This is a genomic window from Promicromonospora sp. NPDC090134 (assembly GCF_044746965.1).
GTDB lineage: Bacteria > Actinomycetota > Actinomycetes > Actinomycetales > Cellulomonadaceae > Promicromonospora.
The window spans coordinates 181,810-206,789 of sequence record NZ_JBIVCZ010000006.1; the positions used below are offsets into that span (position 1 = coordinate 181,810).

At 73.2% G+C, this 24,980-nt stretch carries 18 protein-coding genes; 7 read left to right on the top strand and 11 right to left on the bottom strand.

What is annotated here, in order from left to right:
• The first annotated feature begins 108 nt into the window (after positions 1 to 108).
• Complete coding sequence (locus tag ACIPN7_RS17670; RefSeq protein ID WP_400544895.1) at positions 109 to 6,381, top strand: carboxypeptidase regulatory-like domain-containing protein; 6,273 nt, start codon at positions 109 to 111, stop codon at positions 6,379 to 6,381.
• Positions 6,382 to 6,553: 172 nt separating this feature from the next.
• On the opposite strand, the gene ACIPN7_RS17675 is transcribed toward ACIPN7_RS17670, so the two are convergent.
• Positions 6,554 to 7,030, bottom strand: a complete 477-nt coding sequence (locus tag ACIPN7_RS17675) for a hypothetical protein (RefSeq protein WP_400544898.1) — start codon at positions 7,028 to 7,030, stop codon at positions 6,554 to 6,556.
• A gap of 141 nt (positions 7,031 to 7,171) precedes the next feature.
• Positions 7,172 to 7,900, bottom strand: coding sequence for a PadR family transcriptional regulator (locus ACIPN7_RS17680; RefSeq protein ID WP_400544901.1), 729 nt, complete (start codon positions 7,898 to 7,900; stop codon positions 7,172 to 7,174).
• 263 nt (positions 7,901 to 8,163) lie between these two features.
• On the opposite strand from ACIPN7_RS17680, the gene ACIPN7_RS17685 reads away from it, so the two are divergent.
• From ACIPN7_RS17685 to ACIPN7_RS17695, 3 genes are all read left to right on the top strand, one after another.
• Positions 8,164 to 8,385 (top strand): hypothetical protein, encoded by a 222-nt coding sequence (locus ACIPN7_RS17685; RefSeq protein WP_400544904.1) that lies wholly within the window; start codon positions 8,164 to 8,166, stop codon positions 8,383 to 8,385.
• A 58-nt stretch (positions 8,386 to 8,443) separates the two neighbouring features.
• Positions 8,444 to 8,854 carry a nitroreductase family deazaflavin-dependent oxidoreductase gene (locus ACIPN7_RS17690; RefSeq protein WP_400544907.1) on the top strand — a complete coding sequence of 137 codons (411 nt, stop codon included), beginning with the start codon at positions 8,444 to 8,446 and terminating at the stop codon, positions 8,852 to 8,854.
• Positions 8,855 to 8,949: 95 nt separating this feature from the next.
• On the top strand, positions 8,950 to 9,438 hold the full coding sequence (locus tag ACIPN7_RS17695) for a hypothetical protein (RefSeq protein ID WP_400544910.1): 489 nt from the start codon (positions 8,950 to 8,952) through the stop codon (positions 9,436 to 9,438).
• Here ACIPN7_RS17695 and ACIPN7_RS17700 read toward each other — a convergent pair.
• The gene (locus tag ACIPN7_RS17700) at positions 9,433 to 10,905 is read right to left on the bottom strand and encodes an SDR family oxidoreductase (protein WP_400544913.1); all 1,473 of its coding nucleotides are present in this window, start codon (positions 10,903 to 10,905) and stop codon (positions 9,433 to 9,435) included. The genes ACIPN7_RS17695 and ACIPN7_RS17700 overlap by 6 nt on opposite strands.
• 128 nt (positions 10,906 to 11,033) lie before the next feature.
• Between ACIPN7_RS17700 and ACIPN7_RS17705 the strand changes: the two genes are divergently transcribed.
• Positions 11,034 to 11,861, top strand: a complete 828-nt coding sequence (locus tag ACIPN7_RS17705) for a tryptophan-rich sensory protein (RefSeq protein WP_400544916.1) — start codon at positions 11,034 to 11,036, stop codon at positions 11,859 to 11,861.
• Here the strand turns inward: ACIPN7_RS17705 and ACIPN7_RS17710 are convergent.
• Together ACIPN7_RS17710 and ACIPN7_RS17715 are read right to left on the bottom strand one after the other, a co-directional pair.
• Positions 11,837 to 12,496 carry a hypothetical protein gene (locus tag ACIPN7_RS17710; RefSeq protein ID WP_400544919.1) on the bottom strand — a complete coding sequence of 220 codons (660 nt, stop codon included), beginning with the start codon at positions 12,494 to 12,496 and terminating at the stop codon, positions 11,837 to 11,839. The two genes, ACIPN7_RS17705 and ACIPN7_RS17710, sit on opposite strands and share 25 nt — an antisense overlap.
• A gap of 56 nt (positions 12,497 to 12,552) precedes the next feature.
• Positions 12,553 to 14,445, bottom strand: coding sequence for an RICIN domain-containing protein (locus ACIPN7_RS17715; protein ID WP_400544922.1), 1,893 nt, complete (start codon positions 14,443 to 14,445; stop codon positions 12,553 to 12,555).
• A gap of 97 nt (positions 14,446 to 14,542) precedes the next feature.
• Here ACIPN7_RS17715 and ACIPN7_RS17720 point away from each other — a divergent pair, with 97 nt between their 5' ends.
• Positions 14,543 to 15,166, top strand: a complete 624-nt coding sequence (locus ACIPN7_RS17720; protein WP_400544927.1) for a TetR family transcriptional regulator — start codon at positions 14,543 to 14,545, stop codon at positions 15,164 to 15,166.
• Here the strand turns inward: ACIPN7_RS17720 and ACIPN7_RS17725 are convergent.
• The gene (locus tag ACIPN7_RS17725; protein WP_400544929.1) at positions 15,163 to 15,948 is read right to left on the bottom strand and encodes a lytic transglycosylase domain-containing protein; all 786 of its coding nucleotides are present in this window, start codon (positions 15,946 to 15,948) and stop codon (positions 15,163 to 15,165) included. The genes ACIPN7_RS17720 and ACIPN7_RS17725 overlap by 4 nt on opposite strands.
• A 96-nt stretch (positions 15,949 to 16,044) precedes the next feature.
• Positions 16,045 to 16,923 carry a universal stress protein gene (locus ACIPN7_RS17730; RefSeq protein ID WP_400544931.1) on the bottom strand — a complete coding sequence of 293 codons (879 nt, stop codon included), beginning with the start codon at positions 16,921 to 16,923 and terminating at the stop codon, positions 16,045 to 16,047.
• 158 nt (positions 16,924 to 17,081) lie between these two features.
• Between ACIPN7_RS17730 and ACIPN7_RS17735 the strand changes: the two genes are divergently transcribed.
• Positions 17,082 to 18,773, top strand: coding sequence for a GAF domain-containing protein (locus tag ACIPN7_RS17735; RefSeq protein ID WP_400544933.1), 1,692 nt, complete (start codon positions 17,082 to 17,084; stop codon positions 18,771 to 18,773).
• Between the two features lie 18 nt (positions 18,774 to 18,791).
• On the opposite strand, the gene ACIPN7_RS17740 is transcribed toward ACIPN7_RS17735, so the two are convergent.
• From ACIPN7_RS17740 to ACIPN7_RS17755, 4 genes are all read right to left on the bottom strand, one after another.
• Positions 18,792 to 19,445 carry a response regulator gene (locus ACIPN7_RS17740; protein WP_400544935.1) on the bottom strand — a complete coding sequence of 218 codons (654 nt, stop codon included), beginning with the start codon at positions 19,443 to 19,445 and terminating at the stop codon, positions 18,792 to 18,794.
• 65 nt (positions 19,446 to 19,510) lie between these two features.
• Positions 19,511 to 20,077 (bottom strand): hypothetical protein, encoded by a 567-nt coding sequence (locus tag ACIPN7_RS17745; RefSeq protein WP_400544937.1) that lies wholly within the window; start codon positions 20,075 to 20,077, stop codon positions 19,511 to 19,513.
• 130 nt (positions 20,078 to 20,207) lie between these two features.
• The gene (locus ACIPN7_RS17750; RefSeq protein ID WP_400544939.1) at positions 20,208 to 21,872 is read right to left on the bottom strand and encodes a thiamine pyrophosphate-binding protein; all 1,665 of its coding nucleotides are present in this window, start codon (positions 21,870 to 21,872) and stop codon (positions 20,208 to 20,210) included.
• A 216-nt stretch (positions 21,873 to 22,088) separates the two neighbouring features.
• The gene (locus ACIPN7_RS17755) at positions 22,089 to 24,938 is read right to left on the bottom strand and encodes an immune inhibitor A domain-containing protein (protein WP_400544940.1); all 2,850 of its coding nucleotides are present in this window, start codon (positions 24,936 to 24,938) and stop codon (positions 22,089 to 22,091) included.
• Between the last annotated feature and the right edge of the window lie 42 nt (positions 24,939 to 24,980).

The window sequence follows — 24,980 nt, forward strand, 5'->3', positions numbered from 1 at the left end:
CGCTGGTCAGCAGCGTGATTGACCTTGTGGCCGCCGTCGTCGGGGCGCAAATTTGCGCTCGTTGCCCCACGACGGGGCAAAGCCCCGGCCACGAACCATGGAGTGAACGTGCCCTCAGCTCATCCGCATCCGCGCAGGGCGGTGGCGGCGGCCCTGTCGGTCGCCACCGTCCTCACCACGGCCCTGTGGGCCGTGCCGTCGGCGGGGGCCGCACCGGCCGCCGACCCGACGCCGCCCGCCCGGGACGAGGTGGCCGAGAAGGTCACCGACGAGGTGGCCGAGACGCTGGCCGAGGAGGTGCGCGCCGACTTCTGGGTCCAGCTCGCCGACCGGCCCGACCTGGAGCCCGCCAAGGACATCGCCGACTGGGGCGAGCGCGGCCGGTACGTCTACGACGCCCTCGTGAAGAACGCCGAGCAGTCCCAGGCCGGTGTGGTCGCCCAGCTCGAGGCCGCGGGCGTCGAGTACCAGACGTTCTGGATCAGCAACGCGATCCACGTCCAGGACGGCACCGAGGCGCTCGCCGAACGTGTCGCCGCCGGCAGCGACGTCGCCCTCGTGCACGAGGAGATCGCGATGGAGCTGGTGGACCCGCCGACCGAGTCGGCGGACCCCACGGGCCGCACGGCGGCGGACGAGCGGGCCACGCAGGCCGCCGAGGCCGCCGTCACCTGGGGCATCGACGAGATGAACGCGGACGACGTCTGGGACCTCGGCTTCACCGGTGAGGGCATCACCGTGGCCGGGTTCGACACGGGCGTGGACCTGGAGCACCCGGCGCTGCGCGCGAAGTACCGCGGCACGCAGCCCGACGGCTCGGTGGAGAACGACTACAACTGGTACGACCGCCCCGGCCTGTGCAGCGGCTCGCCGTGCGACCCGATCATCAACCAGGTGGGCGGCCACGGCACGCACACGATGGGCACGATGGTGGGCGACGACGGCGCGGACCACCAGATCGGCGTCGCACCCGACGCCCGGTGGATCGCGACCAACTGCGTGGACCGGTGCGCCAACTCGATGGAGCGCGCCGACTACCTGCGCAGCGCGCAGTGGCTCCTGGCGCCCACGCGCGCCGACGGCAGCGACCCCGACCCCGCGATGCGCCCCCACGTGGTGAACAACTCCTGGGGCATCCCGCAGTCGCAGGAGGACACGCTCCCGATCGCCGACTGGATGGGCGACGAGACCGAGGCCTGGGAGGCCGCCGGGATCTTCGGCGTCTGGGCCGCGGGCAACGAGGGCGAGGCGGGCTGCGAGTCCGGCCGGCTTCCCGCGCGCTACCCCCACACCTACTCCGTGAGCGCGTACGACGCCGCGGGGGACATCGCGTACTTCTCCTCGCGCGGCCCCGGCACCGACGGCAAGATCAACCCGAACATCGCGGCGCCCGGCGTCGACGTGCTCTCGGCGCTGCCCGGCGGCGGGTACGGCGCGGGCTCCGGCACGTCCATGGCGGCCCCGCACGTGGCCGGCGTCGTGGCGCTGCTGTGGAGCGCCGTGCCCAGCCTCGTCGGTGACATCGAGAGCACCAAGACCCTGCTGGACGGCACCGCGCACGATACCGAGGACCTGACCTGCGGCGGCACGGCCGAGGACAACAACGTCTGGGGCGAGGGCAAGATCGACGCCCTGGCGCTGGTCCAGGAGGCCCTCGCCTCCGGCGGCGCCGGCACCCTGGCCGGCACGGTGACCGACGCCGACGGCGAGCCCGTCGCGGGCGCCACCGTCGCCGCCGAGGGCCGCCACTCGCCCCGCACCGTCACGGGCCGCGACGGCACCTACTCGATGAGCGTGATCGCGGGCGACTACGAGGTCACGACCAGCGCCTTCGGGTACCTCCCCAGCTCCGCGCGGGCGACGGTCGCCGTCGACGCGACGAGCACGCTCGACGCGACGCTCACCGCCGCGCGACGATACGACGTGACCGGCACGGTCGTGGACCCGGACGGCGCGCCCGTCCCGAACGCCGATGTGTCGGTGGACGGCACCCCGCTGGACGCCGTCCGGACCGGCGCCGACGGGACGTTCACCGTGCCCGCCGTCCCCGAGGGCGAGTACACGCTCGCCGTGCGCCCGAACGCCTGCCTGTCGCCCGCGACCACGGCGTTCGCGGTCGACGGCGCCGAGTCACTGACCGTCACGGTGGACCGCGTCGTCGACCTCGGCGGGTACACCTGCTCGGTGTCCGAGGGCGAGTACCGCCGGGGCACCGACCGGGTCGAGATCACGAACGGCGTGTGGGCCGACGTGGCCCTGCCGTTCCCGATCGCGTTCTACAACGGCACGCACGAGACCCTCAACATCGGCCGGCGCGGCGTCATCACGACCAGCGCCTCCGACACGGCGGGGCCGGGCAGCGGCGGGGCGGCGATCTTCCCGTTCTGGATCAGCCGGCCCCTGACGATCGACGACCAGGGCGGCGTCTACACGGGCACGACCACGGTCGACGGCCAGGACGCGTACGTGGTCGAGTACCGGAACGTCCAGGCCGAGGCGGTCGACAACGTCACCACGGCCCGGATCAGCTTCTCGGTCACCATCACGCGCTCGGGCACGGTGATCATCGCCTACGGCGACGGCGTGGGGGAGGACGGCCCGCTCAGCGCGGGCTCGACCGCCACCACCGGCATCCAGGGCTGGGCCGGCGTGGACGGCATCCGGTTCTCGCAGGACGCCCCCGTGCTGCGTGACGGGATGGTCGTCACGTACGACCTGCCCGACTTCGGCTACCTGGACGCCACGGTCGTCGACGAGAACGACGGGCTCCCGGTCGAGGGCGCGGACGTCGCCTTCACGCGCGACGGCCGGCTCGTGGAGAGTGTCGTGACCAACGGGACCGGGCTGGTGCACCGCCAGCTCCCGACCGGCGACTACACCATGACGGTCACCGCGCCGGACTACGTCACGCGGTCGTACGAGTTCTCGCTCGACGAGCTCTACGCCAAGGCGCGGGTCGACGCACGCCTGGCCACCGGCGTCGCCGACCTGGCGACCGACGGCCTGGACACCGTGCTCGGCACCGACCAGCACGACCAGGGGTCGCTCACGCTGACCAACACGGGGTCGGCACCGGTCACGTTCGACCTGGCCGAGGTGGCGCGGCACCCCGAGCTGGACGGCGCCGGCGCGACCACGAGCACCCTGAAGGGTGCGAACGGCAGCATCGACCTGGCCGCCTGGAAGTCCGGCTCGACGCGGGAGCACACGGCGTCGAGCGTGGACGCCGGGACCCAGGGCGCGGCGGCGGGCAAGGACACGGCCGCCGACACGCTCGTCACGGACACGCTCGCGGGCGGCGACGTGATCACCCGGTTCAAGCCCTCCGGGAAGCCGACGGAGGGCGAGCCGTCCGGCCTCGGCTACGACGGCGACGTGTGGGTCCACGACTACGACGCGAAGACCAACACGGCCTTCACCGTCACGGGCAAGAAGGCCGGCAAGTCGTTCGCGGCCGACTGGAACCCGGACTACCGGGCCTTCGACATGGAGCTCGACACGCTGACCGGCGACATGTGCCAGATGGAGGACAGCCCGGCCAGCTACATCCACTGCTTCGACACCGAGACCGGCATCAAGACGCGGGAGATCAAGGGCGACTGGTCCACCCTGCAGCTCACGGGCCTCGCCTACGACGCGGGCCGTGACGTGTTCTACGTGGGCGGCCGGATCAACGGCATGATCGGCACGGTGGCCGGCACCTCGCACGAGACGCCGGGCGAGCTGCTGTCGTTCTGCGCGCCGCCGCTGCCGCAGGTCATGGGCCTGGCGTACAACGAGGCGTCCGACACCATCTGGTACACCGACCTGGCCGGCGGGCGCAGCCGGCTGCTCCAGGTGGACCCGGTCGACTGCTCGCTGGTCAACGCCTGGTGGTTCCCGGAGCCGAAGCCGTACCAGGGCGGCGGTCTCGCCACCGACGCCAGCGGCGCCCTGTGGGCCACGGACCAGATCTCGGACGAGGTGCTGCTCGTCGACGTCGAGGACGACCAGGTCACCGACCTGCCGTGGCTGTCCCTGTCCACCACCGGCGGCACGCTCGCACCGGGGGAGTCGACGACCGTCGACGTCTCCGTCTCCACCGACGACGTCGAGCCCGGGACGCTCGCCGCGAACATCGTGGTGCGCTCCGACGCCGGCCGGCAGTCCAAGGAGTACGTGCCCGTCACCGTGACGACCACCGCGTACCAGGTGGCCGTGAACGCGGGCGGGCCGGACCTCACCGACGGCGCGGGCTTCGCCTGGTCGGCCGACCGGGCGCACCGCGACGGCGGCTGGGGCTACGAGGGTCGCACCAGGACCGTCTCCACGCGCTCGGCCATCGCCGGCACCTCGGACGACGCGCTGTTCCAGACCCAGCGCACCCCGGTGCGCCGGGACCTGACCTACGTGTTCGACGACGCCCCCGCCGGCACCTACCGGGTCGACCTCGGGTTCGCGGAGATCGAGAAGGCGGCGCGCGGCAAGCGCGTGTTCGACGTGCTCGTCGACGGGTCCCTGGAGCACTACGCCTACGACCCGGCGGGCACCGCCGGCCAGGGGACGGCGGACGTGCGCACCGCCGTCGTCGAGCACGACGGCGGTCCGCTGACCGTCGAGCTGCGGGGGACCAACGGCCTGCGGGCCCCGAGCATCGCCACGCTCCTGGTGACGCTCGACCCCCGCGAGGCGGAGGCACCCCAGGAGCCGGCCGAGCCGGAGCGGCCGGAGGACGTCCCCGTGTCGCCCGCCGGCCGCACCTACGAGGAGAAGGTCACCACCGGTCTGTACCGGGAGGGCACGGTGAAGTCTCCGTGGACCGGCACCGGCGGGTGCGGGCCGCTGTTCTTCACGTTCGACTTCCCCTTCTACGACACCACGTGGGACGGGGTGTGCGTGTCGCCCGCCGGCATGCTCACCTTCGACCGCTCGCGCAGCAGCTGGGGGAACACCGACCTGCCGTCGTCGGCCCCGGTCGACGCCCTCTACCCGTTCTGGGACGACCTGGAGGTCGACGACGCCGCGGGCATCTACCTCGGCGTGACCGAGGTCGACGGCCAGGACGCGCAGGTCATCGAGTACCGCGACGTGACCTTCCAGGAGGCGCCCGGTGAGCGGGTCAGCTTCTCGGTCACGCTGGTGGCGGACGGGCGGATCCAGATCGGCTACGGCCCCGGCGTGGGCGGCGAGAACCCGCTCACCAAGGGCTCCTCGGCGACAATCGGGGTCGAGAGCCTGACCGGGGCCCACCAGGTCTACTCCTACGAGGAGGCCACGCTGACGGCCGGTACGGGCCTGGAGTACACCCTGCCGGCGTCGGGCACGCTGGAGGGGACGGTCACGGACGCGAACGACGGCAAGCCGGTCGCGGGCGCCGTGGTCACGCTCACGGCGCCGGACGGCGGCACCCGGACGATCACCACCACCAAGCAGGGGCGCTGGAAGGCCCAGGCGCTGCTCGGCGAGAGCACCGTGGAGGTCTGGTCGCCGGACTACGTGGCCACCACCGGCACGGTGACCCTCGCCGAGGGCGGTCAGACCCGGACGCTCGACACCGAGCTGACCACGGGCGTCGCCGAGGTCTCGGGCGACGAGCTCGACTGGCTCCTCGGCCCGGACCAGACCGCGACCGCCGAGGTGCAGGTGACCAACACCGGCTCGGCCCCCCTGAAGGTCTCGTTCGCGGAGCAGGAGCGGGGGCAGAGCGGGTCCGTGGACCTGCCCTGGCTGGCGCTCTCCGGCGCGCCCCTGGAGGGTCCGACCGTGCTCGCGGTCGGCGAGTCGACGGCGGTCACGGCGACCGTGGACACCTCGGGGACCACGCCGGGCGAGCTCACCGGCGACGTGCTGGTGGCGTCGAACGCCGGACGGGACGGATCGCAGCTGCTGCCCGTCACCCTCGGCTCGTCGGCCTACTGGCTCGGCGTGGACGTGGGCGGCAAGGGGCTCACGGGCGCGGACGGCACGGTCTGGTCCGCCGACCAGGCCCTCGACCGCAAGCGGCCGGGCGCCACGTGGGGTCACGTGGGCGGCAAGGTCAGGACCACGCGGGCGGACATCGCGGGCACGGACGACGACCAGCTCTTCCGCACCCAGCGGACCGGCCGCACGTTCTCCTACGTGTTCGAGGACGTTCCGGCAGGCACGTACCAGGTGGGCCTCGGCTTCGCCGAGCTCGACCGGGTCCCGGTCGGCGGGCGCGCGTTCGACGTGCTGGTGGACGGCGAGGCGGTGCTCTACGAGCACGACGTGCAGGCCGCGGTGGGCAGGCTCGCCGCGGACACGCACACCGCCACCGTCGAGCACGCGGGCGGCGACCTGACGGTCGAGCTGGTGGGCGAGCTCGGTGACGGCGACCCGGTGCTCAGCTCGCTCACGGTCCGGGAGGACCCGCGCGGCTGATCCGGTGACCCGAGGCAGGCCCCGTCCTGACGGGGCCTGCCTCGGGTGTCAGCGGGTCGCGGGCGCGCCCGCCGTGAACGACGCGACGAACCGGGCGACGAGCTCGCGCAGCTCGGACCGCTCGTGCGCCTGGCGCCCCAGGAGCAGGGCCGCCTCCTGGTGGTTTCCTGGGCTATCCGGCGGTCACGGCCGCCGGTCCGAACCGGGCCCAGTCGACGGACGAATCCAGCATCCTGGTCAGCCCGATGCGGTGGACGAGTATTTCCTCGTCCTGGATCAGTTCCTCCAGCTCTTTGTCCCAGGTATCGGTCGTCGCGACCACGAGCCGGGTCGTGAAAGTGGCTTTGTTCGACGCCGAGAGGAAAGCGGCGACATCCGGCTTCGACAAAGGCCGTGCCGGATCGTGGAATGCACACTGGACGGCCACCAGGTTCTCGGTGTCCTGTTCGCGCGCGACCAGGCTGATCCCGTTGCCCGGACCTTCGTGGCCAGGCCATTCGTCCCATGACCACACGGCGTCGAAAGCGGCGGCCCACTCCGCGTCGGAGCGCAGGAATGCCTTCATCAGTTCCTCGAACTTCTCGTCCCGCTCGGTCTCCGACTCCGACCGGAGCAGGTAGTCGTCGAGGAGGTCCTCAAGTGCGGTCATGCGGTCATTCTGTCAAGAGTGCTGCGTAACCGCTCTCCGGGCAGGGGTGGTTCACGAGGCGTCTACCGGGGTGCGCGGAGACGGGCGGCACCACGCTGTCGCGTGGCGCCGCCCGTCGGTGGTCATGGGTCGGGTCCTGGGTCAGCGGTCCTGGGCGGGCGGCTCGCCGGCGAGGGTCAGGTAGACCTCGCGGCGGGCCTTGTCGAGCACCGCGGTGACGGTGGCCACCTGCTCGGCGGTCCCGGTGCGGGCGACCTGCTCGACGGCGTCGGCCAGCGCGCGCAGCTCGTGCCGCAGCTGGCGGCCGTGACCGTGGCCGACCTGCTCCCAGGGGGTGCCGAGCTCGTCCTTGTGCTGCTCGACGTAGGCGGTGCCCTCGCCGGTCAGTGTGGCGAGCTTGCGGCCGCGGTCCTCGGTGAGGGCCACGAGGCCCTCGTCGGCGAGCAGGGACAGCGCGGGGTAGACCGCGCCGGCGCTGGGGCGCCAGCGGCCGTCGGTCCGCTCCGCCAGCTCGCTGATGATCTGGTAGCCGTGCATCGGCTGCTCCGCCAGGAGCAGCAGGATCGCGGCGCGGATCTCACCGCGGCCGGCGCGGCGCGGGCCGCGGGGGCCCCGCCGTCCGCCCTCGTGGTGGCCACCGCGCGGTCCGCGCGGGCCGAACCCGCCGGGGCCGCCGGGACCGAACCCGCGCGGGCCGAAGTCCCGCGGGTCTACGTCGTCGCGGTCGTCCGGCAGGCCGGGACCGCCGGCCATCGCGAACGCGGGGCCGAAGCCCGGGCCGTCGAACCTCGCGCGGTCGAACGAGGGCAGGAAGCCGCGGCCGCGGCCGCGTCGTCCGGTGTTCTGGGGGTTGTCGTCGTGGGTACGCATGGTGTGTCTCCTACGTGTCGCGGCGGGGCGAGGCGGTGCGCGATCGCGCACTACGGCGTCTCGTCAGACCCGCCGATCGGGAGCGTTGCCGCTCGACCGACGCTCTAAAGATAGATCAAAGATATATCGTTACGCAACCCCCCGGCCTTCGCCGGCCGCCGTGCGGCCTCGTGGGTGCGAGTGTGCGGGGGCTGCCGTAGCGTCGAGAACTGGCCGGGCGCCGCGTCCGGCCGAGCACCTGGTGGGTCGCGGAAGGAGCCGGCATGAGCGAGGGTGAGCACGGGAGCACGGCGGCGGACGACGGTTCGGAGCACCGGGACCACGTCGAGGTGTCGAAGGAGGACGCCGACCGCCTCAAGGCCGAGGCGGCGGGCGCGGCGGACACCGCGATCCCGGGCGAGGACCCCGCGGGCGCGGCGGTCCCCGGCGAGGATCCGGAGGACAACCCGGACCTGGAGGGCGAGGAGCGGTTCGACGCCGGCTGACCTGGCGCGGGACCACCTTCGGCGGAATGCCGTCGGTTTCGCTCGCGTTGCCCCGGGCATGGACTTCAACCAGCAGATCGTCGACACCTTCCGCGCCAACGGCGGCGAGGTCAACGAGCCCGTGCGGTTCGGCAAGGGGCTCGTGCTCGTGCACGTGCCGAGAAAGGACGGCGGCGTGCGCATCGCGCCGCTCGCCGCGATCCAGGACGACGGCGCCCGGTACGTGGTCGGGAGCGCCGGCGGCTCGCCGAAGCACCCCGCGTGGGTCTACGGGCTGCGGCGCGCGGAGGAGGTCGACGTCGAGGTGCCGGGCGAGCCGGTCGTGACCGTCCGGGCGAAGGTCGAGGAGCTGACCGGCGAGGAGCGCGACGCGATGTGGGCGCGCTTCAAGGGGTCCTCGAGCGGTTTCGCCGCGTACGAGAAGACGGCCGAGGGGCGCGCCTTCCCGATCTTCCGGCTGATCGGCTGACCCGCGTCCCGGGCTGCCCGGTTGACCAGCCAAATCGCGACTAATCCGCTTGGATGGGTGAATATCCCCGATCCGACGTCAAGGAGACCCGCGCGATGACCCAGGCAGCCCAGGTCGGCACCGTCTACCAGAACAGCCAGGAGCTCCTCGACGCCGACCTGCCGCACCTCAGTGTTGCCCTGGACGCGAGCGGCTATGCGATCCAACGGGACCGGGACGGCAACTGGTACAGCGTGTCGTCCGTCGGCCCGTCCGACCTCGCGGGCGTCTACACCGTGATCCACCTGCCGGCCGAGCCGCTGCCCACCACCTACGGGTCGGTGGTCATCACGGACAACGGCACGCCCTTCATGCGCCGCTGGGACGCCGCGACCGACGAGCGCTTCGGCGTCGAGCACTGGATCGGCCCCGACGGTGTCACCGTGACCGACGGCCACCTGCGGCACCTCGGCATCGCCCGGGCCTGGGACGCCGGTGTGCCCGGCAGCACGTCGCGGCTCGGCGGCCGCCGCCGTCGGTCCCGCGCGGCCCCGGAGGCGCCCGGCCGCGAGGACGCCCGGCCCCGCACGCCCACGGCATCATGACCCGGCAGCGGCGTGGGCCGCCGCGCGGGCGATGTTGCGCTGCATGCCGCCGAACACGATGCCGTGGAACGGGCTGATCGCCCACCAGTACAGCTGCCCGGGCAGCCCGTGCGGCAGGAAGACGGCGCGCTGGCGGAACGTGGGCCGTTCGGCGGCCTCGTCCTCGACGGACAGCTCCAGCCAGGCCAGCCCGGGCAGGCGCATCTCGGCGCGCAGCCGTAGCAGCCGGCCCGGGACGATCTTCTCCACCCGCCACCAGTCGAGCGCGTCGCCGGGCGCGAGACGGTTCGGGTCCCGGCGCCCGCGCCGCAGGCCGGGCCCGCCGAAGAGACGGTCCATGACGCCGCGCGCCACCCAGCCCAGGCGCCAGGAGTACCAGCCGTGGGCGCCGCCGATGCCCTCGATCACGGTCCAGAGCGCCTCGCTCGTGGTGTCCACCACGCTCGACCGGTCGTCCACCAGCAGGCTCCCGCCGGCCCAGTCGGGGTCGTCGGGGAGCGGGTCGGACGGCGCGCCGGGTGTGGAGGCGGACACCCAGCTCGTGCGCACGTCGAGGTCCCGGATCCGGGCCAGTGCGAGCCCCACCGCCCGGTCGAAGCCGATCAGCCCCTCGGGCGGGTCGGGCACGTACTGCTTGATGTCGTCCTCCTGGGCCACCACCTCGTGCACGAGCGACCCCACCAGGGGTTTCGCGATACCCGGCGGCACCGGTGTCACCAGGCCCACCCAGAGGCTGGCCAGCCGCGGCGTCAGGACGGGGACGGCGCGGATCACCCGCGGGCGCAGCCCGGCGACGGCGGCGTAGCGCTGCATCATCTCGCGGTAGGTGAGCACGTCGGGGCCGCCGATGTCGAAGCCGCGGCTGACGTCGGCCGGGATGCCCGCCGCACCGACGAGGTAGCGCAGCACGTCGCGCACCGCGATCGGCTGGATGCGGTTGTTGATCCAGCGGGGCGCGACCATGGCCGGGAGCCGCTCGGTGAGGTACCGCATCATCTCGAACGACGCGCTGCCGGAGCCGAGGATCACGGCGGCGCGCAGCACGATCGTCGGCGCGCCGCCGTCGAGCAGGATCTGCTCCACCTCGCGGCGGGACTCCAGGTGGGGCGAGAGCGGTTCGCCGTCGGGGTAGAGGCCGCCCAGGTAGATGACCCGGCCGACGCCGACCTCCCGTGCCACGACGGCGAAGCCGCGGGCGGTGCTGCGGTCGCGCTCCGCGAACCCGGGGCCGGCCCCGAGGGCGTGGATCAGGTAGTAGGCGACGTCGACGCCGTCGAGGGCCCGGCGCAGGTCCGCGCGGGAGGTGGCATCACCCTCGACCACCTCGACGGAGCCGGACCAGTCGCGCGAGGCGATCCGTTCGGGGTGGCGGGCGAGCACCCGCACGTCGTGCCCGGCGGCGAGCAGCTCGGGCACCAGCCGCCCGCCGATGTACCCGGTGGCTCCGGTCACGAGGACTCGGGACATGGACGACACCAACCTTTCTCCAGAACAGGAAGCCGAGCGATTTACTAGATAGGCTAGGCATATTCGCCGGGTGGTTGCCTGCCGGGGCAGGTACAGGGGCCGCCCGGGTCTTCCCGAGGAGGGCTCCCATGGCACAGGGCACGTCGCGCGACACATCGCACGACCGGTTGCAGCAGATCGTCGTCACCGTCAGCTTCGTGGTCTGCGTCATCGGTTCCATGATCGGTGTCGGCGTGTTCGGTGGCACGTCCGTCAACGCGGCGGCCGGGGGAGCACTGGACACGGACGCCACTCTGCTCGCGCCGGCGTCCGCGGCGTTCTCGGTGTGGACCGTCGTCTACGTCGGCCTCGCCGGGTACACGGTGCTCCAGTGGTTCCCGGCCCCGACGCCGGAGGCGCGGGCCCGGCAGCGGCGCCTGCGCCTGCCGGTCGCCGGGACCATGCTGCTGAACGCGGCGTGGATCCTGGTGGTCCAGGCCGGGTGGCTCTGGGTGAGCGTGCTGGTCATCGCGGCGCTGCTCACGCTGCTCGTCCGGGTGTTCCTGATCCTGCTCCGCACCCGCGCGCACGGGCTGCTCGACCGGGTGCTGGTCGACGGCGTGCTCGGCATCTACCTGGGCTGGGTCTGCGTGGCCACGGCGGCCAACATCGCGGCGGCGCTGACCAGCGCGGGGTTCGACGGTGCGGGTCTCGCCGCCGACTGGTGGGCCGTCGGCGTCCTCGCGGTGGTCGGCGTCATCGGCGTCGTCCTGGCCGTGCGGGGCAACGGGCCCGTGGCGGTCGCCCTCGCGATCGCGTGGGGCCTGTCCTGGATCGCCGTCGAGCGGTGGGACGGCACGCCGTACTCGGCCCCGACCGCCGCCGCGGCGCTCGCGGCCGCCGTCGCCGTCCTCGGCGCGACGCTCGCCGTTCGCCTGCGCGCGGGCTCGTCTCAGCCGGCGGGCGGTACCAGGTAGTCGGTGCCGAGCGCCAGCCACGGCAGGGCGAGCGCGGGCACGAGGAGCAGGAGAAGGACCAGGACCTGGCGCTCGCGACGCACTGCCGCGGCCACGGCGGCCGCAAGGAGCATCAGCGCCAGGGCGGCGAGACCCACGAGCCAGCCGCGCTCGACGGTGTCGGCGGCCCAGATGCCCAGGCCGGCGTCGTGGGCCCGGTCGCCGAGGTCGCGGCCGGAGTACGGGTCGCCGAACGTGGCGCTGACGAACGCCAGCTGGACCACGGCCACGGCGTGCACGGCGCCGAACATCGCGTTCGAGAGCCGGGCCCGCGCGCCGTGGCGCCCACGGTGCACGAGCGCCAGCGCGACGAGCACCAGCGCGGGCGTGACGAGGAGCAGGTACGCGGCGGCGTAGAGCCCCACGTAGGCCGTGTTGCCGTCCACCGCGAGCGGCGTCCCGTTCCCGGCCGGGGCACCCAGCCAGGCGGCGTGGTCGAGCGCGCGCCACAGAACCGGGGCCAGGCCCCACACGACGGCCGCGAACAGCAGGGCCCCGACCCCGGCGAGCCAGGCACCGGCGCGGCCCGAGACGCGGTCATATCCCAGTACCGCGCCGAGCAGGTCGTCCGCGGTGCGCTCCGCTGCAGGTTCCATGCGCTGGACCCTACTGGTGCGGACCGGTCGTCGGGACCGCTCGTTCCCGGCGCCGGTCAGCCGACCCGGGTGAGCCGGAAGGTCTGCGCCGCGGAGCCGGTGCACGGCTGCTGCGTGAACCGGGTCCCGTCGGCGCCGGTCGCGGAGCCGAGCGTGAGGCAGGCGCCGCTGTGCCGGGCGGTGAAGGTGACGCCGCCACCCGTCGTCGTCGGCCGCCACTGCTGGTTGGTGCCACCCACGTACGACCACAGGTGCACCGCGGTTCCGTCGGGCACGGCACCCGGGCCGCCGGCCACGTCCCAGACCTTGCCGGCGTGCTGGTTGGCCACCTGGTACCAGCCGCCCGAGGTGGGCGTGAAGCGCCAGCGCTGGTTCGCCTGGCCGGCGGCGCCGCAGGCCCACTGCTGCAGGCCGGTGCCGTCGGCGGTGCCCCAGTCGGCGGCGTCGAGGCACTTGCCGCTCGCCGTCGGGCTGACCTGGTACCAGGAGGCCGGGTCCGGGTCGGCCGGGGTGGTGGTCGTCTGCGGGTCCCAGGTGTACGTGGCCACCGCGCGCCCCGGCAGGGTGTGGGTCAGCGAGCGACCCTCGTCCGTGATCGAGAACGTGCGGCTGGCGGAGGAGGCGTTCACGACGTACGCCACACGCGTGCCGTCCGGGTTCTGGAGGACCACGTTCTGCAGGCCGCCGGACTGCTCGCTGGTGGAGCCGATACGGCGGGCGCCGGCGTCGACGAACTTGGTGAGGTGGCCCAGCACGTAGAACTCGGCGTTGCGCGTGACGGTGCCGCCCGCGATCTCGACGACGCCGTTGCAGCGGGTGCCGCAGTGCCCCTGGTGCGGGCCGCCGTTCTGGTCGAGCGCGAGGTTCCAGTTGATCGTCGTCTCCCCGCCGTTGCGCATGTTGCGCACCACGAGGTTCTCCGCGTGCCAGACCAGGGTGTCCCCGAAGGTGTTCGCCGCGTTGTCGCTGTCGGTGCCGGAGCACTCGGTGAAGTACACGCGCTTGCCCGCCGCGACCACCTGGGCCTGCGCCTCGGGGGAGCCGCCGTAGCAGTGGAAGGCGGCGCCGACGACCCGGGAGGTGCCCTGCGTGCCGGAGAAGACCTCCAGCGGGTAGTCGGGCCGGTCCCAGTTGTGGTCGTAGGCGAAGATCTGCGTGCCCAGCCCGGCGCTGGTCAGCCGGGCGTCGAGCACCCGGAGGAACTGCGCCTGCTCGGCCGCCGACATGCTCAGGGACGGGTAGCTCGTGGCGAAGAGCGGCTCGTTCGCCACCGTGAGGTCGCTCAGCGTCACGCCCTGCTGCGCGTACGCCTGGATCGTGCGCACCAGGTAGTCGGCGTACTCGTCGTAGTTCTCGGCGCGCAGGCTGCCGCCGTTCAGCGAGCCGCCGGACTTCATCCAGGCCGGCGGGGACCACGGGCTGCCCATGAACCGGATGTTCGGGTTGATCGCCAGGGCCTGCCGCAGCACGGGCAGGATCTGCTGCTGGTCCCGCGCGATGCTGAACTGCCCGGGCGTGTCCTCGTAGGTGTAGAAGCCGCCGGAGTTGAAGTCCGTGCTGCCGAGCGGCTGGCGCAGGTAGTTGAGTCCGATACCGTCGCCGGCACGGGAGAACAGCGACCGCAGCAGTGTGTCGCGGGTGCCGGCGGGCAGGCCGCTGATCAGCGCGGCGGACGCCTCGGTGACCGACGCGCCGGCGCCGGTGAAGCGCTGGGCGACCTGGCCCGGGCTGACCCGGATGTCGGTGGCCTGCGGGCCGGTGTCGAACGTGATGGTGCCACCGTCGGTCAGCTTGCGGCTGCCGTCGGCGGCGGTGACCCAGACGTGTGCGCTGGTCGGGGCGGCGGCGGCGGAGCCGGCGGCCGGTCCGATGCCGACGGCGCCGACGGCCAGCACGCTCAGCGTGGCGAGCGCCGTCCGGAGGTGCCCGGTGCGGGTGGTGCGCGTCATTGCGACTCCCTCGGTGGGTGGAATGTGGGCGCCACCCTACTCCTACCTACCAAGCACTCGGTAGGTAGTGGATCCACGTACCCGTAGACTCCCTCGGATGACACGAGAAGCCGGGGGCGCCAGGACGCGGCGTCCGCCCGCGGAGCGCCGGGCGGAGATCCTGCGCATCGCCATGGAGACGTTCGCGGAGCGCGGGTACCAGAGCGCGTCGCTCGCGGAGATCTCGGCGCGGGTCGGGCTCACCCAGGCGGGCGTGCTGCACTACTTCTCGTCCAAGGCCGGGCTGCTCACCGGCGTGCTCGACCTGCGCGACTCGACCGACATCGAGGAGCTCGGCAACGAGCGCCCCCGCGGCCTGGCGTTCCTGCGCCACCTCGTCGAGACCACGCGCCGCAACACCGAGCGCGAGGGGATCGTGCGGCTCTACACCGTGCTCGCGGCGGAGAGCGTGACGGCGGAGCACCCCGCGCAGGACTACTTCCGCGACCGGTACCAGGGGCTGCTCGCCCTGGTGGTCGAGGCGCTGGACGAGGCCCGGGGCCGGGGCGAGGTGGCGGACGACGTCGACACCGCGACGACCGCCCGGGTGATCGTCGCGACCATGGACGGCCTGCAGCTCCAGTGGCTGCTGGAGCCCGGCTCGGTCGACATGGCGCCGGCCACGGAGCTGGCGATCGTCCGCCTGATCGGCCGCGACCTGCCGCCCGCGCCGAGCCGCTAGGCGCCCGGTTCCGTGCCGTCGGCAGGCTCCGCGCCGTAGGACGTGGCGAGGTCCGCGACGTCGTGGGCGTAGGACACCGAGCGGTTGTAGGCGGCCAGCGCGGCCGTCCAGCCGTCGTCGGTGGTCACGTCGCCGCCGCTCGCGCACAGGTAGTACGCGGCGGTCAGCACCGCGTCGTCGATCTGGTGCGGGTCGGCCCGGCCGTCCAGGTTCCCGTCCTGCGCGTGGTCGCTCCAGGTGGTGGGGATGAACTGCATCGGGCCGACGGCGCGGTCCCACCGCACGTCGCCGTCGAGCTCGCCCTCGTCGGTGTCGAGGATCTCCATGACCCCCTCGCTGCCGTCCAGCGCGATGCCGATGATCGGCGGGCTCACCAGCCCGTCGGCATCCGTGCTCGCCCCGAGGTAGCTGCCGTGGATCGACTCCACCGCGCCGATGCCCGCGAGCGTGTTCCAGCCGAGGCCGCACTCCGGGAGCGTCTCGGCCAGCCGGAGCGACGCCCCGGCGTAGGCGGCCAGCGCCCGCCGCGGGATCCCCGTGCGCTCCGCGGTGTCGCGCAGCCACTCCGGGTCGGCCAGGTCGGCGACCGGGACGGCGTCGCTCCCGTCCCCGGCGGAGGCCCCGGGGCCGGACCCGCCGCTCTCGCCGGACCCGGGTACCCGCTGTGCCGGCGCGGGCGGGTAGTCCCGCTCCAGCACCTCGGGCCACGTCCTCCCGCCCGGGGAGCAGGCGGTCAACAGCAACGCGGCCGCGCAGACGACGGCCCCAGCTCGTGCTCTCACGGTGCTGACGCTACGGCCGCGCCGCGCCGATCCGGTAGGCCATGACAAGACCTCCCGCAAACGTGCGCTTTTCCGCTGCCCGGGCGTGCCCGCCGGTCACCTCACAGGGCGACGGGCGTGCACCACCAGGACGGGGCACGGCGCGGCCCGCAGCACGGCGTCGGGCACGCTGCGCAGCATGCGGCCCAGGACCGTGGGGTGCCGTCGCCCGCCCATGACGACGAGGTCGTCCGGGGCCAGGTCCTCGAGCAGCGTGCCCGCCGGGTCGCCGCGCCGGATCGCCGTCGTCCAGGTGACCTGCGGGTACTTCTCCGACCACCGGGCCACCTGGTCGGCGACCTCGGCCCGGGCCGCCTCGTGCCACGTCGCGGCGACGGGGTCCGCCTGGTACAGCACGGAGCTGATCGGGTCCGTGCCCGTCACGTGCACCACCTCCAGCGGGCAGCCGCGTGCGGCGGCCTCGGCGAACCCCGTACCCAGGACGTCCGGTTCGTCGTCCCGGGCGATGCCCACGCGGATCCGCCGGGGGTCGCCGGTCGTCGCACCCGTCGGCACCACCACGACGGCCCCCGGGGACGACGCCGCCAGCGCCGACGACGTGGAGCCGAGCAGCATCCGGTCCAGCGCGTCCAGGCCTCGGCGGCCCACCACCACGAGGTCGCAGGTCCGCGACCGCTGGCTCAGCACGTGCGCCGCGGTGCCGGGCAGCACGACCACCTCGACGTCTCGGCCGCCCGGCCGGCGCTCGCCGAGCCGGGCGCGCGCCGCCCGCGCGGCGCGGAAGGCCTCGTCGCGGTTGTCCCGGGTCGAGTCGCCGAACCCGGGGACGGGCGTGGCCGGCGTGGCATGGGTGGCCACGACCGTCAGGCGCGCCTCGTGCACGTCGGCCGCGTGGGCCGCCCAGTCCAGCGCGGACAGGCTCTCCTCCGAGCCGTCCACGCCGACCGCGATGCCCCGGTACCAGGTGATGCTCATCGTCCTGCTCCTCACACGTCGCACGTCCAGTTCTCACCCCCAGCACACCAGCCGTGGGCGGTGGCCCGGCAGAGCCGGGAGGCCCCGGGGCCCCGGGACCAAGGTCCCGAGTGCCGGCACGCGTGCCCGCGCGCTAGCGTGGCTCCTGGGAGGTGCCGATGGACCCCCGGGAGGTGCCGATGGACCCGACGAGCACTCCGCGCGACCGTACCGACGTGCTGCTCGAGGCGGTCGTCGGGCTCGCCCGCGGCCTGGACCTCGAGTCCTTGCTGCACCGCATCGTCGAGGCCGCCGTCTCGCTCGTGGACGCCCGGTACGGCGCCCTCGGGCTGCTGGGCGCCGACAACCAGATCGCCAGGTTCCTCACGGTCGGGATGACCGACGGCGAGGTGGCGGCGATCGGCGCGTACCCCACCGGCCGGGGCGTGCTCGGGGAGATGATCCGCCACCCCGTGCCGCTGCGGCTGCGAGAGCTGTCCGCGCACAGCGCCTCGGTGGGGTTCCCCGCCCACCATCCGCCGATGCGTACCTTCGTCGGCATGCCCCTGCGGGTGCACGGCTCACCGTTCGGCAACCTCTACCTCACGGACAAGCGCGGCGGGGGCGAGTTCACCCGTGAGGACGAGCGGGTGCTGGAGGCGCTCGCCGCGGCGGCGAGCGTGGCGGTGGAGAACGCCCGCCTGTACGACGTCGCCCGGCTGCGGGAACGCTGGGCGCGCGCGAACGACCGGATATCGCGCCACGTCATGACCGGTTCCTCCCCGAGCGACGTGCTGACCCTGGTCGGCAGCGAGGCGCAGGAGGTGGCCGACGCCGACGTGACGGTGATCGCGCTCCCCGACCCGGTGAGCGGCCGGCTGGTGCTCCAGTCGGCCTCCGGGCTGGACGCCGAGGCGCAGGTGGGATCGGTGCTCGCCGCCGACGGCACCTTCGCCACCCTCACGCTTCGTACGGGCGTGCCGGTGGTGACCGACGACGCGACCGTCGACGAGCGGGCCAGCCTGGCACTGGACCTGCCGGGCCGCCTCGGCCCCCTCGCCGTCTGGCCGCTCGGGCAGCCGGGCAGCGCCCGAGGCGTCCTGGCCGCCGGCCGGATCCAGGGCCGGCCTCCGTTCTCTCCGGTGGTGGTGGAGGCGTTGGGCGCGTTCGCCGCGCAGGCCGCCGTCGCCCTGGAGCTGGCGGAGGGCCGTGCCGGCGCCGAACGGGTCGCCCTGATGCGCGACCGCGAGCGCATCGCGCGCGACCTGCACGACCTGGCCATCCAGCGGCTCTATGCGACGGGCTTGTCGCTCCAGCGCGTGGCCCGGGGTGCGTCCCCGGAGGTGGCGGAGCACCTGGCCAAGGCGGTCGACGAGGTGGACGAGACCATCTCGCTGGTGCGCACCACGATCTACCGGCTGCAGCCGGGGGATCAGCCCGGCGACGCGCGCGCCCGGCGGGTGGGTCTGCGCTCCCGCGTGATCACGGAGGTCGACGCCACGGCGGCCGGGCTCGGGTTCAGTGCCCGGCTGCGGTTCGAGGGGGCGGTCGACACCCTGGTCCCGCCCGACATCGCCGAGCACGTCGTCGCAGTCCTGCGGGAGGCCCTGTCGAACATCACCCGGCACGCGCACGCGTCCCGGGCGGAGGTCCTCCTCGCCGTCGAGGACGACGTCGTGCTCACGGTGAGCGACGACGGCGTGGGCATCCCGGCCGACGCGACCCGCAGCGGACTGCTCAACCTCGCCCGGCGCGCCGCGGAGTCCGGGGGCCTGCTCGTCGTCATGCCGGTGGACCCGGCCGCCCTGCAGAGCGGCACCCGCCTGGAGTGGCGGGTGCCGCTGCCGCGGGACGGCACGCTGGAGCCCTGACGACGTCCCGGGCGTCCGTCACGGGTGCTGGCGCTTGTCCTGCTCCAGCCGGTCGGCGAGCACGGCGGCCTGGGCCCTCCGTTCGAGGCCGAGCTTGGCGAAGATGCTGGAGACGTAGTTCTTGACCGTCTTCTCGGCGAGGAACAGCTCACTCCCGATCTGCCGGTTGGTCAGGCCGTGGCCGATGAGCGCCAGGATGCGCCGCTCCTGGTCGGTGAGCTGGGCGAGCGGGTCGGGCTCGTGCTGGGCCTCCGCCCGGAGCCGCTCCATGACGCGTGCCGTGGCGCGGGGGTCCAGCATCGAGCCGCCGGCGGCGACGGTCAGCACTGCCTTGACCAGGTCGGTGCCCCGTACCTGCTTGAGCACGTAGCCGGCGGCCCCGGCGAGGATAGCGTCGTAGAGGGCCTCGTCGTCGGCGAACGAGGTGAGCATGAGGCAGGCCAGGTCGGGCATGCGGGAGCGCAGCTCCCGGCAGACCGTGATGCCGTCACCGTCGGGCAGCCGCACGTCCAGGACCACGACGTCGGGCTCGGCGGCGGGCACCCGGGCCAGCGCCTCCCGCGCGGTCCCGGCCTCGCCCACGACGCGCACGCCCGGCTCGGACTCCAACATGTCGGCCACGCCGCGGCGGACCACCTCGTGGTCGTCCACGAGGAACACGCGCACGTCCATGTGCCCCACCGTAGCCGCGGTGCCCGTCCCGGTCGCGGCCGGGACGGGCACCGCGGGGTCCGCCGTCACCGCAGCGCGGGGAAGCGCTGCACCATGTGGCGCTGCGACCACCACTTGCCGAGGCCTGCGGTGTCACCGGCCAGGAAGGCGGCCAGGCCGATGAGCAGCACCGCGTCGACCAGGTGGTAGTCGACGAACAGGTTGTTCTCCAGCGGCAATGACGCCAGCCACATGAGCATCAGCAGGACCAGGCCGGCCCCGGCTGCGATCCGCATGCCGATGCCCAGCGCCAGCGCGAGGCCGATGCCGAGCAGGGCGAGCATGAACAGCCAGTCGAAGACGGCGATGCCCGCCATGGAGTTGAAGAACCCGGCGAAGGTGCCCTCGATGCTGCCGAGGTAGCCCTCCGTGGGTGAGCCTCCGTTGAGCCAGGCGCCCTCGGCCGGGGTCGCGCGGCCCCAGCCGAAGAGCTTGTCGCCGAAGGCCCAGAGGAACTCGAACGCCAGCAGCAGCCGGACGCCCGCGAAGGCGTACCGGGCGACGGCCTCGCTCGTGACGTGCGTGGCGACGGCGGCCTGCTCGCGCGCTACCGGTCCGTGCGCCGACGAAGCGGAGTGGCTGACGGAACTCATGATGTCCTCCCGGTGACAGCGTCGGAGTTTTCCGGCGTCTGTCTCCACCCTCTCGCCGGACCGTCACCGCCGGCAGGGTCGCCGTGCCCGCCGGGGCGGGACCTTGGTCCCGTCCACCGAGGTCAGGGCGCTATCGGGTGCGGTTCGCGCGCAGGATCTCCTCCTGGTACGGCGCGACGACGGACCCCGACACGCGGCAGTCCAGGAGCAGGAACCGCCGGTCGGCGACGGGCTCGGCGGCCCAGGCCGCCACCCGCTCCAGGTCGGCCATCGAGCGCACGATCACGCCCTCGGCGCCCACGGCCCGGGCGAGCGCCGCGAAGTCCGCCTCGGGGATGAGCATGGGCTCCTCGGTGATGCCCTGCCGCCCGTAGACGTGCACCTCCGCGCCGTAGGCGGCGTCGTTCCAGACGACGGCGATGCCGCGGCCGCGCGCGGTGCGCACGGCGGTCTCCAGGTCGGCGAGCGCCATCAGCCCGCCGCCGTCGCCGGTGGTGAGGACGACGGCGGCGTCGGGCAGCGCGGCGGCGGCGCCCGCGACGCTGGGGAAGCCGAGCCCGATGGACTGGTAGGCGGTGCCGACCATGACCATGCGGTCGGGGGAGGCGACGGGCCAGTACATGTTGGCCCAGCCGATGAAGTGCCCGCCGTCGGAGACGACCACGCGGTCGGCGGGCAGCAGGCCGGCGAGTCGGTGCGCGACGGTGCGGGGGTCGAGGCGCCCGTCGGGCGCGATCCCGTCGGCGGGGCCGGTGTCATAGGTGCGGGCCGCGGCGACGTCGACCGTCTCGCGCCAGCCGGAGGGCTTGGCGCCCAGGGCGTGCAGCTCGTCCACCAGGGAACGGGCCACGAGGGCGGCGTCGCCGCGCACGAACCCGCCGACGTGCCGGTGCGTGGCGGCGGGCGCGATGTCGACCTGGACCACGCGGGTGCCGGGCGCGAACAGCTCGCCGAACCGCATCGTGAACTGGTTGAGGGAGGCGCCGAGCACGACGGCGACGTCGGCCTCGCGGACCAGGTCCATCGCCCCCTGCGCGCCGAAGCCGCCCGCGACGCCGAGGTCGTACCGGCCGTCGGGGAAGACGCCGCGGCCCAGGGCCGTCGTGGTGGTCAGCGCCCCGGTGGTCTCGGCGAGCTCGCCGAGCGCGCCGCCGGCCCCGGCGAGCCAGGCGCCGCGGCCCGCGAGCAGCAGGGGGCGCTCGGCCTCGGCCAGGTGGCGGGCCAGGTCGGTGATGGCGGCGGCGTCGAACGGGCCGGCCGGGGCCAGCGGCCGGGGGAGCACGGGCTCGGGTGCGTCCGGGATCGGCCCGGCGTCGAGGGCGGCGACGTCGTAGGGGATCGCGAGCACCACGGGGACCCGGTAGGTCAGGGAGTGCTCGATGGCGATCACGCTGGTGGCGGCGGCGTCCGCGCGGCCCACCGTGTAGGTGCGCGCGCCGACGGCGGCCGCGAGCGCGATCTGGTCCACGTCCCACGGGCGCGGGCCCGACGTCGGCTCGTCGCCCGTGAGCAGCACCAGCGGCACCCGGGCCTGGGCGGCCTCGGCGAGCGCGGTCAGCGCGTTGGTGAAGCCGGCCCCGTAGGTGGCGGTGGCGGCCGCGATGCGGCCTGACGCGCGGAAGTGGGCGTCGGCCGCGACCACGCCGCCGGCCTCGTGGCGCACGGCGGTGAACCGCGCGGTCGTGGAGCGTTCGAGCGCGTCGAGGAACCAGGCGTTGCCGTTCCCCATCACGCCGAAGACGTGGTCGACGTGGCGGGCGACGGTACGGGCGACGTGTGCGGACACGGTGGGCACAGGGCCTCCAGGGAAACAGTGACGGATGAGTGGTGCAGTCCGTATGTGTCCCGTGCGGGCCCGGCCGAGGGCCCGTCGCGCGCCCCTTTTTCGAGCGCAGGCGGTGCTGTCGGTGCTGTCCGCCTTGACGATGTGGAGTATATCCACGCGGCGGGGCCCTCCTGCCGTCCGGACGGGGATGGTCCCCGTCCGGACGGCAGGATCAATGCCGTGAGGTCACTGCCCCGAGAGGGGCGGCGTGATCTGGATGAGGGCCGAGGTGTTGCCCTTGAACGCCTTCTTGAGGTGGATCACGGTGCCGTAGCCGACGCCGTCGTCCTCCGGGTCCCCGGTGCCCGTGACGGCGCCGATGCCGAAGTCCTGCCCGAACAGCTCCGGCAGGAGCTGTCCGCGCTCGTCGACCATCCGCACCGTGTAGGGCGAGTTGTCGACGGACGGCACCACTGTCGACGCGTCGTTGTCCCGGTAGTACAGGCTCTCGTTGTCGTTCAGCTCGAGGCCGGGGTACCAGCCGTGGTCGTCGGTGAACGTGCGCACCGGCGCCTGGGCCGGGAAGTCCGTGCAGAACTCCTTCGTGGTGTCCGTACCCGTGATGCACTCGGTGAACGGGTACGTCGGCCTGAGGCCGAACGCCACGTTCGACGACTGCGCGCGGGACGGGATGTTCTTCAGCACGGACGTGTCCGGCGTGGCCGAGTCGTCGCGGCGCAGCGGGTCGAAGTGGCTGTCCACCAGCAGGAGGCCGCCCTTCGGCCCGGTGCTCGGGAGCGCCGACAGGTTGCTCAGCACGAGGTTGGCGTTGCCGTACGTGGTGTCGCGATACCAGACGAGCATGCCTGGTGCGTTGTACGCGACCTTCTCGACCTTCCACGCGTCGGTCTGCGGAGCCGCGTACGTGGAGTCGTACCCGTACTTCAGGCCCTTGTCGAAGCCGTCCAGGTTCCGCCACTCGACCAGGTAGTACTGCGCCTGGACCGACGAGCCGGAGGTGGTGTGCCAGCCGGCACCGGTCGTGTCGACGAACGTCGTCGCCTCGGTGGTCCAGCCCGCGTCCGCCGTCTCCACGTCGTCGCTCCACACGACCGTGTCACCGCTCGTGAGCTCGAAGTCGTCGGAGAACCATCCGCGCTCCTGGAAGGCGGCGTCCGTGGCGTAGCGCAGCCGGACGTCCACCGTGGTCCCGGCGAACTGCGACAGGTCCACGTTGAGGTGGGCCCAGCTGTCGGTGGAGCCGGTCAGGCCGTACTTCTTGTCGCCGAAGTCGGCCATGCGGCCGTTCGGGTCCGCGTACCCGTCCGGTGTGGTGATCTCGACGCCCGCGTCGTCGACGACCTTCTGCTCCGCCCAGGTGGTGCCGCCGTCGGTCGAGACCTCGACGAAGCCGTAGTCCCAGTCCTCCTCGATGACGTAGTCGGCCCAGAAGGAGAACGTGGCGTCGGCCGGGACCTCGATGGTGCGCGACAGCCGCACGTCTGCCCAGTCCTGGTCGGCGCCGGAATACCACATGTTCTCGCCGCTGTGCGGTGTGCCGAGCGTGATCTCCTTGTCGGGCAGGTTGACCTTGACCCCGTCCTCGGTGCCCTTCAGCGGGCGGGACGCCTGGCCCACCCTGACGGTGGTCCGGTCGTCTCCCGGGTTCACCTCCACCGGGTCCACCCAGCCCAGCACCCACTTGTCCCAGATGCCCATGTGCGTGGGCATCGACTGGAAGATGGGGCCCGCGTGCGAGCCGGAGCTCATCAGGTCCCAGAAGTCGACGTCGGAGTTGCCGCCGCTGCCCGTGTCGTACAGGTCGGGCAGGCCCAGGTCGTGGCCGTACTCGTGGGCGAACACGCCGACACCGGAGTCCTCCGGCTGCACGATGTAGTTGGAGAGCTTCAGGTCGGTGCCCGGGATGTCGGCGCCGCCCGCGACGGCCGACGAGTGGGCCCAGATGGCGTAGGTGCCCTGTTCGCCACCGCCGCCCGACTTGTCCTCACCCGCGTGGACGAGCACCACGTGGTCGATCACGCCGTCCGGCTCGTAGACGTTGCCGTCGTCGTCACGGTCGGCCTGGTCCTCGATGTCGTAGTCGGCCCACGGGAAGTCGGGCTGCAGCTCGGCGAGCGCCGCCACTGCGTCGATGGGCAGCTGACCTGCTCCGAGCGGGTTGTCGGGGTGGCCGTTCATGGACTGGTAGGCGCCGGCCTCCCACTCGCCCTCGTCGTTCTGGAAGCAGCGCTGCGCGCCGTAGTACCCCTCGGAGTGCGGCACCGTGACCCACGGCGTGGCCTCACCCGAGACGGTGTAGGCGCCGCGCGACATCTCCTCGTACATGTTCTTCATGGTGTAGCCGGAGATGTCGATTCCCCGCCTGCCGTCCGGTCCACGAAGGTCCGTGCGGACACGCTGGGTGATGCCCCGGTCGGTGAAGAGCATCTTGTCGAAGTGCTCGGACGAGAAGTCCGGGACCCACATCGAGTTGTTGTCCGGCTGCGACGCGTCGGCCGGGTTCGGGATGTTGTTGTGCAGCGGGCCGTTCTGGACGTTGCCCGGCATGCACTCCGAGGAGCCCCAGTAGGTGGGGACCATCTGGTCGGTGAAGTCGTCGTTCGCGTTCTCGTCGAACTCGACCAGGATGGTCAGGAGCTTGGCCTCCTGGGTCTGCGGAGCACGCTTGTAGCGCGAGTGCTTGATCTCCCTGGGGCTGGAGCCGGTGACGACGGCCTCGTTCTCGAGCTCCGCCAGCTTGTGTGCCGCCGCGGGGTTGCCGCCGGCGTACTTCTCGTCGATCTCGTCCGAGGCGGCCTGGACGGAGGCGTCCACGCCCACACCGTTCTTGGCCTTGGCCCGATGGACGATGGTGCTGCCGTCGGCCGTGATCTCGACGTCGTCGTCGATCTCGGGCTGTGTCGCGACGTCGGCGTAGTTGATGTAGTGCTCGGAGCTCTCGATGGTGGACGCATCGCTGTCGGTGGCCGATGCCGTCGTCGTGCCTCCGGTCGCGGCGAGCCCGGCGACGGTGAGCGCGAGGACGGGAATCGCGGCCACCGTGCGCCGCAACGCACGGGGTGAGGGTGTTCTCATGCTTTCTCCCAGTTCAGGCCGTCGACATGGGTCGTGCGACGG